22 protein-coding genes and 2 pseudogenes are annotated in these 13,501 nt (G+C 66.6%); 21 read left to right on the top strand and 3 right to left on the bottom strand.

Translation table 11 applies throughout. The annotated features are described in order from the left end of the window. Positions 1-350 (bottom strand): annotated as a pseudogene (locus F9929_RS18155) (MFS transporter); the annotation flags it as partial. A 71-nt stretch (positions 351-421) separates the two neighbouring features. Between F9929_RS18155 and F9929_RS24740 the strand changes: the two are divergent. From F9929_RS24740 to F9929_RS18055, 21 genes and pseudogenes are all read left to right on the top strand, one after another. Beyond that, a pseudogene (locus F9929_RS24740) lies at positions 422-649 on the top strand (cation transporter); the annotation flags it as partial. Then, entirely contained in the window at positions 635-850 is a 216-nt protein-coding gene (locus tag F9929_RS24735; RefSeq protein ID WP_268915670.1) for a cation transporter dimerization domain-containing protein, read from the top strand. The pseudogene F9929_RS24740 and the gene F9929_RS24735, both read left to right, overlap by 15 nt. Before the next feature lie 443 nt (positions 851-1,293). Then, positions 1,294-2,343 (top strand): hypothetical protein, encoded by a 1,050-nt coding sequence (locus tag F9929_RS18145; protein ID WP_152047961.1) that lies wholly within the window; start codon positions 1,294-1,296, stop codon positions 2,341-2,343. Next, positions 2,321-3,790, top strand: a complete 1,470-nt coding sequence (locus tag F9929_RS18140) for an SNF2-related protein (protein ID WP_152047960.1) — start codon at positions 2,321-2,323, stop codon at positions 3,788-3,790. Before F9929_RS18145 ends, F9929_RS18140 begins: the two co-directional genes overlap by 23 nt. A 64-nt stretch (positions 3,791-3,854) precedes the next feature. Next, the gene (locus tag F9929_RS18135; protein ID WP_152047959.1) at positions 3,855-5,072 is read left to right on the top strand and encodes a DUF3440 domain-containing protein; all 1,218 of its coding nucleotides are present in this window, start codon (positions 3,855-3,857) and stop codon (positions 5,070-5,072) included. Then, entirely contained in the window at positions 5,069-5,359 is a 291-nt protein-coding gene (locus F9929_RS18130) for a hypothetical protein (protein ID WP_152047958.1), read from the top strand. The genes F9929_RS18135 and F9929_RS18130 overlap by 4 nt, the downstream gene beginning before the upstream one ends. Position 5,360: 1 nt before the next feature. Then, positions 5,361-5,984, top strand: a complete 624-nt coding sequence (locus F9929_RS18125; protein ID WP_210251357.1) for an IbrB-like domain-containing protein — start codon at positions 5,361-5,363, stop codon at positions 5,982-5,984. A gap of 13 nt (positions 5,985-5,997) precedes the next feature. Next, complete coding sequence (locus tag F9929_RS18120; protein WP_152047957.1) at positions 5,998-6,342, top strand: hypothetical protein; 345 nt, start codon at positions 5,998-6,000, stop codon at positions 6,340-6,342. Position 6,343: 1 nt separating this feature from the next. Then, entirely contained in the window at positions 6,344-6,703 is a 360-nt protein-coding gene (locus tag F9929_RS18115; RefSeq protein WP_152047956.1) for a hypothetical protein, read from the top strand. Next, entirely contained in the window at positions 6,700-6,909 is a 210-nt protein-coding gene (locus F9929_RS18110; protein ID WP_152047955.1) for a helix-turn-helix domain-containing protein, read from the top strand. Before F9929_RS18115 ends, F9929_RS18110 begins: the two co-directional genes overlap by 4 nt. Before the next feature lie 318 nt (positions 6,910-7,227). Beyond that, a complete protein-coding gene (locus tag F9929_RS18105) occupies positions 7,228-7,572 on the top strand; it encodes a hypothetical protein (RefSeq protein WP_152047954.1) in 345 nt (114 codons plus the stop codon). Between the two features lie 145 nt (positions 7,573-7,717). After that, on the top strand, positions 7,718-8,506 hold the full coding sequence (locus F9929_RS18100; protein ID WP_152047953.1) for a hypothetical protein: 789 nt from the start codon (positions 7,718-7,720) through the stop codon (positions 8,504-8,506). Continuing rightward, the gene (locus F9929_RS18095) at positions 8,506-8,751 is read left to right on the top strand and encodes a hypothetical protein (RefSeq protein ID WP_152047952.1); all 246 of its coding nucleotides are present in this window, start codon (positions 8,506-8,508) and stop codon (positions 8,749-8,751) included. Before F9929_RS18100 ends, F9929_RS18095 begins: the two co-directional genes overlap by 1 nt. Then, positions 8,748-9,029 (top strand): helix-turn-helix domain-containing protein, encoded by a 282-nt coding sequence (locus F9929_RS18090; RefSeq protein ID WP_152047951.1) that lies wholly within the window; start codon positions 8,748-8,750, stop codon positions 9,027-9,029. Before F9929_RS18095 ends, F9929_RS18090 begins: the two co-directional genes overlap by 4 nt. A 77-nt stretch (positions 9,030-9,106) precedes the next feature. Beyond that, positions 9,107-9,757: a hypothetical protein gene (locus tag F9929_RS18085; protein WP_152047950.1), complete on the top strand. Its 651-nt coding sequence runs from the start codon at positions 9,107-9,109 to the stop codon at positions 9,755-9,757. Between the two features lie 10 nt (positions 9,758-9,767). Continuing rightward, entirely contained in the window at positions 9,768-10,427 is a 660-nt protein-coding gene (locus tag F9929_RS18080) for a hypothetical protein (RefSeq protein ID WP_152047949.1), read from the top strand. After that, on the top strand, positions 10,427-10,699 hold the full coding sequence (locus tag F9929_RS18075; RefSeq protein WP_152047948.1) for a hypothetical protein: 273 nt from the start codon (positions 10,427-10,429) through the stop codon (positions 10,697-10,699). The genes F9929_RS18080 and F9929_RS18075 overlap by 1 nt, the downstream gene beginning before the upstream one ends. Further along, positions 10,696-11,037: a hypothetical protein gene (locus tag F9929_RS18070; RefSeq protein ID WP_152047947.1), complete on the top strand. Its 342-nt coding sequence runs from the start codon at positions 10,696-10,698 to the stop codon at positions 11,035-11,037. Before F9929_RS18075 ends, F9929_RS18070 begins: the two co-directional genes overlap by 4 nt. Continuing rightward, complete coding sequence (locus tag F9929_RS18065; RefSeq protein WP_152047946.1) at positions 11,034-11,519, top strand: hypothetical protein; 486 nt, start codon at positions 11,034-11,036, stop codon at positions 11,517-11,519. Before F9929_RS18070 ends, F9929_RS18065 begins: the two co-directional genes overlap by 4 nt. Next, positions 11,516-11,779 carry a DNA adenine methylase gene (locus tag F9929_RS18060; protein WP_152047945.1) on the top strand — a complete coding sequence of 88 codons (264 nt, stop codon included), beginning with the start codon at positions 11,516-11,518 and terminating at the stop codon, positions 11,777-11,779. The genes F9929_RS18065 and F9929_RS18060 overlap by 4 nt, the downstream gene beginning before the upstream one ends. 6 nt (positions 11,780-11,785) lie before the next feature. Next, positions 11,786-12,346 (top strand): DNA adenine methylase, encoded by a 561-nt coding sequence (locus tag F9929_RS18055; RefSeq protein ID WP_152047944.1) that lies wholly within the window; start codon positions 11,786-11,788, stop codon positions 12,344-12,346. Positions 12,347-12,401: 55 nt separating this feature from the next. Here the strand turns inward: F9929_RS18055 and F9929_RS18050 are convergent, their stop codons facing one another. Together F9929_RS18050 and F9929_RS18045 are read right to left on the bottom strand one after the other, a co-directional pair. Continuing rightward, entirely contained in the window at positions 12,402-13,016 is a 615-nt protein-coding gene (locus F9929_RS18050) for a hypothetical protein (RefSeq protein WP_152047943.1), read from the bottom strand. 55 nt (positions 13,017-13,071) lie between these two features. Then, positions 13,072-13,491 (bottom strand): hypothetical protein, encoded by a 420-nt coding sequence (locus F9929_RS18045; protein ID WP_152047942.1) that lies wholly within the window; start codon positions 13,489-13,491, stop codon positions 13,072-13,074. Positions 13,492-13,501: the final 10 nt, after the last annotated feature.

Raw genomic sequence — 13,501 nt, 5'->3', positions numbered from 1 at the left:
ACCAGGCAGACCGAAGCTGCGGCGAGTGCGGTCAGGACGTACAGCGTCGCTGCGACCCCGGCGTACGCGATGATCGCTGCGCCTGCGGTCGGCGCCAAGGCCTGGGCGACCTGGGCCGGACGCGCGAGCCGCCCCATGACCGAGGCATGGGCCTCGGGTCCGAACAGGGCCAGCGGGACGGTGCCGCAGGCGATCGAGAGGATGCCGTTGCCCGCTCCGTAGAACACCATGGCCGCGGCGACCGGGAGCAGGTCGAAGGCGAGCGAGCAGACGCCCGCGGCGGTCAGCGCGACGGCGGCACGCATCGTCCAGAGCGGGTGGTGCCGCCCGCGCCCGGCCATCTCGAGCACGCGAGCACCGACCTGCGACGGACTGACCATCGCGCCTAAGGCCACCGCCGGGTTCGTTCGCCACGGCCCTCAACACGTTCTGGAGCCTGATCCTCATCAGGCAGGGCCGCGTGCTGTGGTCTGCGGCGCTTGGCTCCGACAGTAAGCACCTGATGGCCGAAACCGTAACGTCCGCGGGTGTTCTCGTGGACCTCGTCGGCGCGGTCCTGACGGGCGTCCTCCAGATGGATGCGGCCATCGCCGCCCTCGTGGCACTCCGTGTTCTTCGGAGCGGCTGGGAGGTCATCCGCGACACCGCGAGCGGCCTCCTCGACGAGGCAGCGCTAGCGGAGGAACTGGACACCATCTGCTCGGTCACCTCCGCCAATGCGGAAGGCGCTCTCGAGATTCAAGCGCTGCGCAGACGCCACGCGGGCCGGATGACCTCCATCGACTTGCACATGGTGGTGCTGGAAAGCATCACCGCCGACGACGCGCACGATATCTGCGACCGCGTATAGACGGCGACTCAATAGGACCTCCGGAAGCTGCAAACATACCTGTGATTTCTTATCGGTGTTGCAAGCCAGTGAGGTTCCGACTTCGCGACGCGGCTCTGAAGGTCGGAGTACAGCGGCTGGGCGGCGATTATGCCCAGGATGGATTTTGCTTTTTTTAGGCCGCTGCTCCGGCGTCGTCCTTCCCGATCGGGAAGTTTCAGCTCCTTGTCGATCATATTTCGCCATTTCTTTCCCGATCGGGAAAGGCGTGGCATGTCGGCGATCGCCGACATCTACAGATTTCTTGGAATTGGATTCTAAACGTAACTTGCAAGTTACGTAAGCCGTTTTGACTTCTTCATATTGTCCTCCGATGTTTGCCGCACGCAGCCATGTGGCTGCCTCGTGGTGAGGTCGTAATGTCGTACGTGTCCGTTGTTTTCAGATGTGGTTGCGAGGGCCACGTGCAGGTCTACGGCTCCCGCCGGGATCGCGAGCGCAAGGCAGAGTGGATCGCCGATCGGCGCGACTGCGAGGACTGCTATCGCGCCGAGCTGGAGAAGAAGCGCGAGGCCGAACTCGCCGCGGCGAGGGAGCAGGCCGCGGATTGGGAGCTGCCGGCGCTCGAGGGAACGGAAAAGCAGATCGTCTGGGCCGAGCGGATCCGCGCCGGCTATGCCACGGCGGTCGAGAAGGTCCGCGAGGGTGACCACCTCGAGCGGAACGACGAGGAGGGCGACTTCGAGGCGGGCGTGTCCAAGGTGTTCGCGAAGTCGGAGTCCCGTTTCTGGATCGACACGATCCGCGACCGCGATCCGGACGTCGCCGCGGTCCGGCGCCACATGATGGAAGTCGGCCGGAAGGCGCGCATCGAACCCGTCGTCGACGGACCCACGGTCGTCAGGCCCGCGGGGATGGAGCCGATCTCGTCCGTCGAGATCCTCCACGTCCCCGGCGAGGTCCGGCTCTCGACGTCGCGCAAGGAGTGCGAGACGTTCATCGACGCGATCAAGGACATCGGCTTCCGCTGGGGCGGGATGCACTGGATGTTCGACTGCGGGTGCTCGCCCGTCTCCCACGACGCCGTCGCCGCCGGCATCGCGCTCGAGGTCCTCGCGCTCGGCTATTCGGCGATCCTCCCCCAGCCGACCGTCGCCGAACTCGTCCAGTCCGGCGGCTTCGAGCGCGATCCTCCGCGCAAGCTCCTCGCGGCGGCGAGGGGGAGAGCGTTCCTGTTCCGCTGGCGGCGGTCCGACGACATCTTCGACACGGTGAAGTCGCTGCCGGGCGCCCGTTGGGACAGCCCGTACATGCGGGTGCCGGCGACGTCGGCGAACGAGGTCCTTGATCTCGCGGAGCAGTTCGGCTTCTGGATCTCCAGTCCGGCGACCAAGCTCGCGGAGAGCCTCGTCACGATCGAGGTCGGGGGCGAGACGGTCGTCCTCGGCCAGCCGACCGCCCTGTCCGCCACGCCTCTGTCGGGAGGTATCCATGCGGATCTGCGCGACCACTGAACCGATGCTGCACCAGCGTGCGGCGGTCGAGAAGATCGCGCCGTCCCGCGTCGGCGGTCTCTTCATGGACATGGGGACCGGCAAGTCCCTAACCGCGATCATGCTCGCGGAGATGCGCCAGGCCGCCATCGACAAGGTGTGGTGGGGCTGCCCTTGCGCGCTCCGGCAGACGATCGTCGAGCAGATCCTGAAGCACACGACCGCGACGGCCGAGGACGTCCATGTCCTCACCTCGGCGTCGAGGGAGGAGGACATCCTCCGGGCGTCCTGGATCGTCTTCGGCATCGAGAGCGTCGGGCAGTCCGACGCGGTGACGCTGAAGCTCGCCCGGCACGTCGACGAGCGGTCGATGATGATCGTGGACGAGTCGACGTACATCAAGGGCCCGAGGGCCAAGAGGACGGACCGGCTGACGAAGATCGCGTCCGTCTGCCGCTACCGGCTCGTCATGACCGGCACGCCCCTGACGCAGGGGCTCGTCGATCTCTTCGCCCAGATGCGCTTCCTCTCCGAGAAGATCCTCGGATACCGCAGCTTCTGGAGCTTCGAGCAGGCGCACGTCCGGTACCGGTGCGAGAGGAAGGTCCTGCCTCACTCCGGCAGGCGGGTCGAGGTCCGTACGAACCACGTCGTCGGTTACCGGAACGTCGAGGCCCTCGTCGGGAACGTCGCGCCGTACGTCTTCCAGGTCCGCAAGGAGGACTGCCTCGACCTGCCGGACAAGGTCTTCGTCGAGCGTCGCTTCGACATGACGCCGGAGCAGTCGGATCTCTACGAACTGACGAAGCGCGAGATGATCCTCGACCGGCCTGTCGACGACTTCTTCGGCTCGTCCGCGTCGATCGCGATGTTCCGTCTGTTCGGAGCGCTCCAGCGGATCACCGCCGGCATCGCGACGATCGGCGGCGGGCCCGTCGGACACGATCGGGTCGCGACGCTCCTGGCCGCCGTCGACCAGGTTCCGGACGGCGAACCCGTCGTGATCTGGACGAAGTACAAGAAGGCCGCCGACCAGATCGCGGCCGCCCTCGTCGAGCGCACCGGCGATCCGGACTGCGCGACGATCTACGACGGACGCTACCTTGACGCGGTCCGTCAACGGAACCTCGCGGCTTGGCGCGATCGCCGGCACCGGTTCCTTCTCGCGACCCAGGACTCCGGCGGGCACGGGCTGACGCTCGTCGAGTGCGCGTGGACGTTCTTCTACGCCGATGGCTTCAAGTACTCGAACCGGCTTCAGGCCGAGGATCGCTTCCATCGGATCGGGCAGACCCGCCGGCCGACTCTCGTATCCATCGTTTGCAACGATTCGATCGACGAGCGGATCCTCGAGAACCACTCGACGAAGGGCGGGGCGCTCGCGGCGTTCCGGCAGGGTCTCGACAGGGAAGGACGGACGAACGCGAAGGACCGTCTGATGTCGTTCGTCGGCGGAAGAAAGCTGTAGATCTATGATCGACGATTGTGTATATCTTAGATCGACAACGCCGGAGGTCCGGCGAGAGGGTTCGATGGGCAGCGAGAAGCGGTATTTCGGAACGGACGTGTACCAGGAGGCGAAGGCGCGCATCCGGCTCGCGTTCGAGAACTTCGACAAGGTCTGCGTGTCGTTCTCGGGCGGGAAGGACTCCACCGTCCTGACGCACCTGACGCTCGAAGTCGCCCGCGAGCTGGGCCGCGTACCGGTCGACGTCCTGTTCATCGACCTCGAAGGACAATACGCGGCGACGATCGAGCACGTCCACGAAGTCATGGCGATGCCGGAGGTGCGGCCGCACTGGATCTGCCTGCCGCTGAACCTGCGCAACGCCTCGAGCGCGACGCACCCGTACTGGACGTGCTGGGATCCGGACGCCCGCGACCGCTGGATCCGACCGCTGCCCGATGCGCCCGGCGTCGTGTCCGACCCGGCCGAGTTCCCGTGGTTCCGCGCCGGAATGGAGTTCGAGCAGTTCGTCCCGCTCTTCAACGAGCACGTCGCCGGCGGCGGGTCGGTGGCCTGCCTCGTCGGCATCCGGTCGGACGAGAGCCTCAACCGGTGGAAGGCCGTCAAGAAGCAGGACAAGGTCAAGAAGTGCGCGTGGAACGGTGTCCAGTGGTCCGCCCGCAGCCACGCCCGATCCCGGGCCGTGTCCTTCTTCTCGATCTACGACTGGCGGTTCGAGGACCTCTGGAAGTACGTCGGCACCCGGCGCCTCAGCTACAACCGCCTCTACGACCTCATGTACCTCACCGGCATGCCGTTCTCCGAGATGCGGATCTGCCAACCCTACGGCGACGATCAGCGGAAGGGACTGGACCTCTTCCACAAGATCGAGCCGGAGACCTGGGCGAAGATCGTCGAGCGGGTCGAGGGTGCGAACTTCGCCGCCTACTACGCTGGCCAAAAGTTCTTGGGCTACCAGGGCGGGACGGGCCTGCCGCCGGCGTTCTCGTCGTGGCGGCAGTATTGCGACTTCCTCGTCCAGACGCTGCCGGAGGGTCTGCGCTCGGTCTACCACCGCCGCATCGCCGTGTTCCAGGGCTGGTGGGCGAAGAACGGCTGCGCGCTCGAAGCGTGGCCCGACGCCGGCGAGCCCGCGCTCGAGAACCGCAAGATGGTCCCCAGCTGGCGGCGCGTCGCCATCAGCCTGCTGAAGCAGGACCTCGGCAAATCCCTCAGTTTCGGATTCGCGCAGGAGGACGTCGACCGCGTCCGGGCGCTGAAGGAGAAGGCGGCAGCCCTATGACGTGGACGAAGGAAAAGGCGATCGAGGCTCTCCTCGACGCCAAGGAGCGGATCGACACCGGCGAGCCCTGGATGAAGGTCCCCGAGGCCGTCCAAGCCCGCAGCAACGTCGACGACACGGTCGCGGCGATCCGCGGCGGCGTTCCCTACGCCTTCGAGATGGCGTCCCACGCTTTCGTCATCGCGGGTCATTGGGTGCCGATGGAGGAAGAGCCCGCGCTCCTGGAGAAGGCCCGCGGCGTCGCCGAGGCGGTCAGGAACGGCGATCTGCCGGGAAAGGGGCTGTAAGATGGATCAGATCATCGAGAAGGCGAAGAACATCGCCGCGGCGATCGGCGCGATGCCGCTCGACCAGGCCGTCGAGACGCTGAACGCCGTACGGGCGATCCTGCACAGCTCGTCGCCCTTCCGCGAGGAGCCGGTGGACCTGGTGACCTGGGTCCGGTCCGACACCATCCGTGGCAACAGCTACAACCCCAACACGGTCGCGCCGCCGGAGATGCGGCTCCTGCGCCGTTCGATCGAGGCCGACGGCTACACGCAGCCGATCGTCGCCTGCGCGGAGGGCGACGGCGTGGTCGTCGTGGACGGCTTTCACCGGCACCGCGTCGGCAAGGAAAGCTCGACCGTCCGCAAGCGGGTGAAGGGGTACTTGCCGGTCACCGCGATCCGGACGGAGCGCAACAACGCGAAGGACCGGATCGCCTCCACGATCCGCCACAACCGCGCCCGCGGCGTCCACGGCGTCGAGCCGATGCGGGACATCGTCGTCACCCTTCTGCGCGAGGGGTGGGCCGATGAGGAAGTCGCGAAGGAGGTCGGCATGGATGCCGACGAGGTGCTCCGCTTCAAGCAGATCGCCGGTCTGCCGGAGCTTTTCAGGAACGTCGAATGGTCGAAGGCTTGGGAGTAGCGAGATGGGCGAAATGACCGAATTTCCTGCAGAGGACGAGGATGCGGTCCTCGCCATGGAAGAGTTGAGGAACATGCTCGGAGCCTTCAGCCGTGTCGGCAACCATTCCGGGGAGCACGTCAGCGACGTCCTCCGGAACGCCGTCGCTTCGGTGGAGAACGGCTTCCATGAATGCGACGAGGCCGCCCTCATGGCCGCGAAGAACGCGTTGGCCGTGATCAAACGCAATCCGGCGATCTTCGACGAGGACGACGTCGCCAAGGCTCGCGAGATGGTTTCGATCGTCGGCTGGTATCGGAAGACGCTGATGATGGCCAAGCACTTCCCGACGCGTCGGGACGAAGAGGAGGACTGCTGAGATGGACGACATGAACGAAGACGATCTTTCGCCCGGTGAACGCGCTGCGGTCTCGGCGATGGAGGACCTCGAGGATATCCTTCAGGCATCCCGCTACGCGCTGTGCGATGTCGGGAGTTTCGACAAGCACGCCCTTCGTCAGGCCGTTTTCGCGGTCGAGAACGGTTTCCCCGATTGCGAGGAGACCGCGACGATGGCGGCTTCGAACGCTCTCGTCACGATCGAGCGCCACCCGGAGATCTTCGACGAGGACGATCTGGAGAGGGCACGGAGGAGGAAGTCCTCCGTGCTCGCGTACCTGAACGAAGTGTTCGTCGCGAAGTACGATCGCCGGCGCCTCTACGAAGGCGACAGCCGTTGACCGGTTCCGAGCTCCGGGAGGTCCGGCTCCACGCCGGGCACACCCAACGCGAGTTCGGGGTCCGCCTCGGCTATCGCGACGGGCGATCCACGGAGGTCCTGATCGGCCGGCTCGAGCGCGAGGAGCGGATCCTGAACCCCCGCTTCACGCTCCTCGTCGAGCGCACGTTCGAGACGCCGAATTTTTTCGCTGCCCCGACCTTGTAGACCATTGTTCTACGTATATTGATGATCTACATACTGGTCCGTGGAAGCGCTACGGCTCCGGAGGATGGAAAGTTGATGGACGCAGGCAACGCGATCGAAAGGGAAGGCGAGCAGCGCGTCCGCGACCTACCGCCGGCGCAGGTTGCGATAGGGACGCCCATCGCCGTCGCGGGCGGCCGTTCATGCTTTCGACATCCAGGAACTGTCTTGACGAAATTGTCTTCGATTTCTCGGCGGCGGGCAGCGGTGATCGGGTCAGTATTTCGATCCCGAAGTCCGAGCACATGTATCGGGCCTTATCTCGACAATCCCGAGCGGTTGGCGAGGGAGATCCTAGAGAACTGCGTCGAGCACGTTCGTGTCGAATTCTCCAGGCTTACGTGGGATGCGGCAAGCGAGGCCGCCGCGGCAGGGGTGAAGCTGCACTCCTTGACGGTCGACTCCGAACCATTCCTGTCCGGCGAACGCATCGCCTTGGCGATCACCTCCCCGGGCGGATGGAGCGGGATCGTGACGTCGATCCCCGAGGTGGAGGGCTTCCACGTCGACCTGACCGGCGAACTCCCGGAAGCGGCGAGGAAGATCATCGACATACTGAAGGATATCGCTTGGAGGCGGAGCGGACGCCTCGTCGTGACCTGCGACGGTTCCGAGAAGCGGTGATGACGAGACGGTGCCGGACGTCGAGCGCACGTTCGAGCCATCGCATTTTTTCCGCCGCGCAACCTTGTAGACTTTTGTTCTACGTAGATTACTGATCTACATTCCGACAATGGCTGCCATCGCAGCGCTCCGATAGGAGATCGACATGATCAAGAGCCTGGTCAGCATCCGCATCACTTCCCGCTCCCTCGGCATGGACCTCGTCGAAGAGCTTGTCGTCGGGCCCGAAAGCGATCCGAACCGGATCGGCGGCTTCGTCCGCGATGCCTTCGGCGTCCCGTTCGGACTTCGGTCTTCCTCGTCCGTCGCGCACGACGGGACCCGCACCGACGTCTCGCAGGTTCCCTGCGGTCTCGATCGGTATCCGGAACTGACCGTCGTCGTGGCGGACGGCGCCGCCGATCCGCGCCAGGCCACGTCCGGCCGTTCCTTCGACGCGTCGGTGCTGCGGATGGTTGGACGCTATCAGGACGCGGTCCGGGAGCGCCTTCCTCCCGGGCCGATCGCCTACAAGACCATTGATGCGACGAGGCACCACCCCTTCAACGTCCTCGTCAACGCCCACGGACGGATCTACGTCCGGTTCGGCTTCTCGAAGCTGCAGCACGATCGGGATGCCTACGTCGAAGTCCGCGATGCGGTCGCCGACGAGCACGGCGAGATCGTCGAGGAAGCCCAGCTGATCCTTCATCCCGAAGCCCTTACGCGCACCTGCGACCAGACCTGGGGTGGGCTCCGCGTCGGATCCCACCACATTCCAGCCGGCCGGCTCTTCGCGGGCCAGGTCGAACGGACCTGTCGCGGATACGATCTCGACACGATCGACGAGATTGTGGCCCGGATTCTGGACGTGTGGGGCGACCTCGACGTGCAGATGAACATCGCGCCGAGCCGGCTCTACCGCCGTTCCTCCGCGATGCAGGCGGCCGCCTGATGCCGGACCGCCGCTCGATCTTCACCGACGCGACCGGGCGCGAAGTCGCCCAGGCCGACGCTGTCTTCACCGTGAACGTGCGGCGGTTCGGCGACGCCCACGCCGTCGACGTGCACTACGTCCACGACCGGGTCTACCGCAACCGCGCCTTCGAGATCTCGAAGCGCCCCATCCCCGCGTCTCGCATCCGGATCCTCGTCGAGATCGCGGCGCGGGACGTCAGCATCCGCGGAGCATTCCGTTGACCGACCCCATCAGCCAGCGCTTCTCCGCGTTCATCTCGATGTGCGGCCTGACCCAGCAGGAGGCCGCGGACCATCTCGGCATCGCGAAGCGGACCGTCGCGATGAAGGCGACGGGCCTGCGCAAGCCGACCCCGGACGAGATGCGCCGGGTCCTCGACCTCTGGCAGCGCCTCTCGAACCTCGACGTGCCGTTGCCGGACGACTATCCGGCCGGCGCCCGCGAGCGCCAGGCCGCGATGATCGAGGCCCGCGACCTGATTTTGCCGCCCGACGACTGATCGCCGCCGGCGACTGATCCCTCCGTCCGATTTTTCACGACCCGAGCCGGTCGACCGGCGAAGCTTTGAGGAAATCCATGCGCATCACCCAGCACACCCCGCGTCCGGCGATCGCCGCCGGCCTGGCCTTCCTGACGCCCGCAGGCGGGGCGTCCGCGTCCGCCACGTTCTTCGTCGTCGTCTCCGACGCCCTCAAGATCCCCTACCACGTCCACGCCACCAGGTGCCCGGACGGCCTCTGGCAGGTCGACTACGTCGGACCCGCGATGCGCATGACGCTGGGACCCGACTGGATGGTTTCGGAGATTTCGTTCCGCGTGACGTCCGAGTTTCCGATCGGCGGCGTGGCGAACCGTTCGTTCGCGTTGCCCGTCCGCAGCAGCCCCGCCATCGCCGTGGCGCCGTCGGTGGCGGGCATCGCACGGGAGACGGCACGCATCCACGGGCTGCTCGCGCCGCTCGCGGATCCCCAGAGGCGGTATCGTCTGACGGTGGACGTCGCGGATGCCGTCCGGCCGGTCGCGGAGTCGCAGTTCAACTATGAATTCGAGATCGTCGCCGTCAACCGCGAGGTCCTGGACAGGCAGCTCGAGAACGGATCGCGGCGATGGACCAGCTCCTCCGCGCCGCCAGCGTCCTCGCCGGCGCGATCGCGCTCGTCCGTCTCTCGGACGACGGCGACTCGTCCGCCAGGCACGTGCCGTTCTCCGCCCAGAAGCCATTCGTGAGGAGCTGACGATGCGCGACATCTTCATCCGTCACGACGGTGAATTCTACACCAAGACCTCGAACTACTCCTCGCCGAGCAGTTGGGCGCTCGCCCGTCACGGCTGGCACCCGACGCCGGACGAGCGCTTCTGGCGCACGAAAGACCCGGTGTCCGTCCTCCGCGTCGTCCTCCTCGACCGCCACGGTGACATTCGGGCGACCGCGGAAGCCGTCGCGATCGTCGAGGCAGCCCGCGCCGCGTTGCCGGACGATCTCCGGCACGTCGTCCTGCGCGCCACGACGTCCGAGGACGAGATCCTCGCGAAGGACATGAAGCGCCTAGCGAACGCCGCCGCCAACGCCGCGAAGGAGCGGAGCAGGGAAGTCGGCATCCTGGCGCACCTCGACGGAGCCGACGCCTCGATGGTCTGGGCCGCGTACGAAGCGCTCCGGCTGCTCGCGAGCCGCGACGAGGATCTCGCGACGAAACGGAACGGCCGGGGTTTCGGCTATCCGGATGCCAAGGACGGGCACCGGCTCGCCGCCGCCGCGCCCGGAGCCAGCCCGCTCGACGACGCCCGGGCGCTCGACATCGCCAGGCGATACCGGAAGCAGCTTCCGCCACAGTCCGACCACGCTCTCGGCGTCTGGACCGAAGCCCAGGCCGCTGCCGCAATGGAGCGAGGATGATGGCCAGGATCAACGACGCGAATGCCGTCCGCTGGCTCGAAGACGAAATGGGACCTGAACCGGACGCCACGGATCTCGAGATCCATCTCCTCGAGGCCGAACTCGGAGAAGCCGAGAAGCGTGTGGCGTTGCTCCGAGCCGAGATCAGGCGCCTGAGGGACGGGAACGCATACCTCAGGGCGATGTCGTCGTCCGGGTGCACTCGCGGCACGATCAAGTCCGCTCTCCGTACCGAAAGGAACATGAAGCCCGAAGAGGAGGGTCTGCTGTGACCCCAAAGAAAACAAAGCTTGCTGTCGATTCCAACATCCGCGGCGCTCCGAACAAGGCCGGCCGCGGGTCGAAGGCCTCCGCCGTGTACCTCGGCATCCACGGCTGCGACGACCCTGCTCTCGACGTCGGCGCGACGTTCGCGACCGAGGACGAGGTGTGGGATGCGGCGATCCGGCGCGTCCACTCCTTGCTGTCCGACATCAAGAAGACCTCGGGCAAAACGCTGGAGTACGTCCGCGGTTGGATCGAGGGCGTGGCGAGGGAGCGCGGCGTCGATCTGATAGAGACGAAGCCGGTGCCGGTGCAGATCGAGATGTTCAGGGCGGCGGCGGCGTGAAACAGATCGTCATTCGATCCTTCCTGCAAGCCCTCGACCCGACTCCGGAAGCCGAGGTCATGGCCGCTCTCGACGGGGACGGCTTCACCTATGACGACATTTGGAAACTCGCTTTGCGTGCCGAGTTTCGGCTGATGGACATCCGTCTACCGGCGCGGCAGCGGGCCGGCTTCCGCGTCGTTGCGCTCTCGTGCGGCGACGGCGTGAACCCGCAGACCCGCGTCGTCCTCCGCCGAACTGCGCGTGCGTGGGTCCTTGAATCCTCGGATACGGCCTTGGCCATCCTCCGCCAGCGCAGGCAAGTGCGGTTCGTCGCGTCGCCGTACTACGACTCTCTTGAGCGCCTGGTGCGTAGATGGGGATTCCTCATGTCGCACGAAGACCTCGAGCTGACGCCGAGGGACTGGAAGCCGAAAGGCGGGAAAGCCTCGGCGGACACCGTCGACGAGGGCGATGATCATCTTATCGGACTCGTCCTGTGACCCCCGTCCGCACCCTCCGGCGACCCATCGTCCGCTGGTACGGCGGGAAATGGCACCTCGCGCCCTGGATCGCATCGTCATTCCCGACGCGGGACGTCTACGTCGAGCCGTTCGGCGGCGGCGCATCCGTGCTGATGCGCAAGCCCAAGTCGAAGCTCGAGGTCCTCAACGATCTCGATAGCGACGTCGTGGGGCTCTACCGGACCCTCGCCGACGAGCGGGCCTCGCGGCAGCTCGCCCTGCGCTGCTGGCTGTCCTAGTTCGAGATGGGCGACCTCGAGATCGCCTGCCGCGTCAGCGACGACGCCGACGACCTCGAGCGTGCGCACCGGCTCGTCGTCCGCGGTGCGCTCGCCCGGAACAGCGCGTTGCACATCTCGACGGGCAGCCGCGCCGGAATCAGACAGGCCGAGTACAAGGAGGGGCGGGGCACGACGCCGGCGCAGGACTTCGCGACCTACCGGCACAGCGTTCCCGCGTTCAACCGGCGCCTGCGGGACGTCGTGATCTGCCAGGAGGACGCCGTCGCCGTCATGCGCCGCTACGATGCCTTGAGCGTGCTACACTACGATGCCTTGAGCGTGCTACACTACGTCGACCCGCCGTATCTGCCCGCCGCTCGGCGCGCTCCGCAGCACGGCTATAGGCACGAACTGTCGGCCGGCGGCCACGACGACCTTTTGGATGTCCTGCGGTCGCTGCGCGGCTACGTCGCCCTGTCGGGTATTTGCATCCGGTCTACGAGGCGGCGCTCGTCGGGTGGACGCGGCTGGACCGGGTCTCGATCGACAACGGGGGATCGCGTCGGGTCGAGAGCCTGTGGCTGAACCCGGCGGCCGTCGAAGCGACGATGTCCGCCTCGGTCCGGCAGCTCTCGCTCTTCTAGTTCCGATAGACCTCGTCGTAGCCCAGCGTCGTGAACGCTGGGTGCGGCGTCGGCTTCCCCCGACGCTTCCGGTCCTCGACGAACAGGCGGGCGATCTCCGCGGCTGCTTCTTCGACGTGCGGCATCGCGAACTCCGAAATCGGCCGTCCCTCGACCATCGCCTGTTCGACCGCGACGACGAAGGTCGTCGATCCCCTGACGCACCATTCGCCGACGACACGGTTCGGCAGGTCGACCTGGACGGCGAGCTTGCCGTAGAGCGGATGCGGCGGGCGCTTCAGCGGCACCGTCACACGCGGCAGGGGCTTGTACTCCTTCGGCGAACGCTTCCGCCGGATCCACTGCGCCAGCGTCTCCCGGCGCTCGGTCTCCGGCTGCGGCAGGAGCGGCGTCACCTTGCCGGCGCCCGCGGCTTCGCGGAGCTTGCGGATCGCGTCGATGTCGTCGATCGAGGCGGCGGCGTGGTGCTGTTCTTCGAACGGCGCCGGGCCGATGCCGAGCGCGATCCAGCTTCTGACCGTTGCCAGCTCGAGATCGGAGCCGCGGACGTACCAGCGGCCGGCGCGGTTCCGGAAGAGGTCGCCGTAGGTGGGGTGGGTGTCATTGTTCATGGACGGGACCATTTCATCTCACGGTTGCCGGCCGGTGCATCGGACCGCCGGCATTCTAGCTATCCCGGTATTCGTCGCCGAACAGGCTGTAGATGCCCTTTGGCGCGATGCCGCGGCAGGCATACCACGTGCTCGACCAGCTGACGCGTCCGTCCCCGAGATCGAACAGCCCGAACGGCTTCCCGCGCACCGTCCCGACCGCGATGCCTGTCACGACGCCGGTCGCCCCCATCGCCGCGCTGCCGATCTCCGCCTTCACCGTGAACGAGCACTTCGGCTTCAGGTCGTGGTCGCGCTGGTCGATCGCGGTCCAGCGGATCGTCCAGCCGCCGCGGGCCGGGCGTATGTCGAGCTCGCAGACGAGGAGGTCGCCGCACGGCGCGGCGTAGCGTCCGCTGTATCGGTCCGGCTCGTCGGCCGCGGCGATCGGCGCGGTCGCGAGGACGAGCGGAAGGGTCGCGAGGATCAGTCGCATGCGGTTCTCC

The organism is Aureimonas psammosilenae (assembly GCF_009176975.1).
Classification (GTDB): Bacteria; Pseudomonadota; Alphaproteobacteria; order Rhizobiales; family Rhizobiaceae; genus Plantimonas; species Plantimonas psammosilenae.
This window is presented reverse-complemented; position numbering and strand designations above follow the sequence as displayed.

What these genes read in the sequence shown, in the direction of transcription:
- F9929_RS18055 (WP_152047944.1), top strand. Translation starts at nt 11,786, where the DNA reads ATGGGCGACCTCGAGATCGCCTGCCGCGTCAGCGACGACGCCGACGAC.
- F9929_RS18140 (WP_152047960.1), top strand. Translation starts at nt 2,321, where the DNA reads ATGCGGATCTGCGCGACCACTGAACCGATGCTGCACCAGCGTGCGGCG.
- F9929_RS18080 (WP_152047949.1), top strand. Translation starts at nt 9,768, where the DNA reads ATGCGCGACATCTTCATCCGTCACGACGGTGAATTCTACACCAAGACC.
- F9929_RS18125 (WP_210251357.1), top strand. Translation starts at nt 5,361, where the DNA reads ATGGATCAGATCATCGAGAAGGCGAAGAACATCGCCGCGGCGATCGGC.
- F9929_RS18085 (WP_152047950.1), top strand. Translation starts at nt 9,107, where the DNA reads ATGCGCATCACCCAGCACACCCCGCGTCCGGCGATCGCCGCCGGCCTG.
- F9929_RS18115 (WP_152047956.1), top strand. Translation starts at nt 6,344, where the DNA reads ATGGACGACATGAACGAAGACGATCTTTCGCCCGGTGAACGCGCTGCG.
- F9929_RS18045 (WP_152047942.1), bottom strand. Translation starts at nt 13,491, where the DNA reads ATGCGACTGATCCTCGCGACCCTTCCGCTCGTCCTCGCGACCGCGCCG.
- F9929_RS18075 (WP_152047948.1), top strand. Translation starts at nt 10,427, where the DNA reads ATGGCCAGGATCAACGACGCGAATGCCGTCCGCTGGCTCGAAGACGAA.
- F9929_RS18050 (WP_152047943.1), bottom strand. Translation starts at nt 13,016, where the DNA reads ATGAACAATGACACCCACCCCACCTACGGCGACCTCTTCCGGAACCGC.
- F9929_RS18135 (WP_152047959.1), top strand. Translation starts at nt 3,855, where the DNA reads ATGGGCAGCGAGAAGCGGTATTTCGGAACGGACGTGTACCAGGAGGCG.
- F9929_RS18120 (WP_152047957.1), top strand. Translation starts at nt 5,998, where the DNA reads ATGACCGAATTTCCTGCAGAGGACGAGGATGCGGTCCTCGCCATGGAA.
- F9929_RS18130 (WP_152047958.1), top strand. Translation starts at nt 5,069, where the DNA reads ATGACGTGGACGAAGGAAAAGGCGATCGAGGCTCTCCTCGACGCCAAG.
- F9929_RS18095 (WP_152047952.1), top strand. Translation starts at nt 8,506, where the DNA reads ATGCCGGACCGCCGCTCGATCTTCACCGACGCGACCGGGCGCGAAGTC.
- F9929_RS18100 (WP_152047953.1), top strand. Translation starts at nt 7,718, where the DNA reads ATGATCAAGAGCCTGGTCAGCATCCGCATCACTTCCCGCTCCCTCGGC.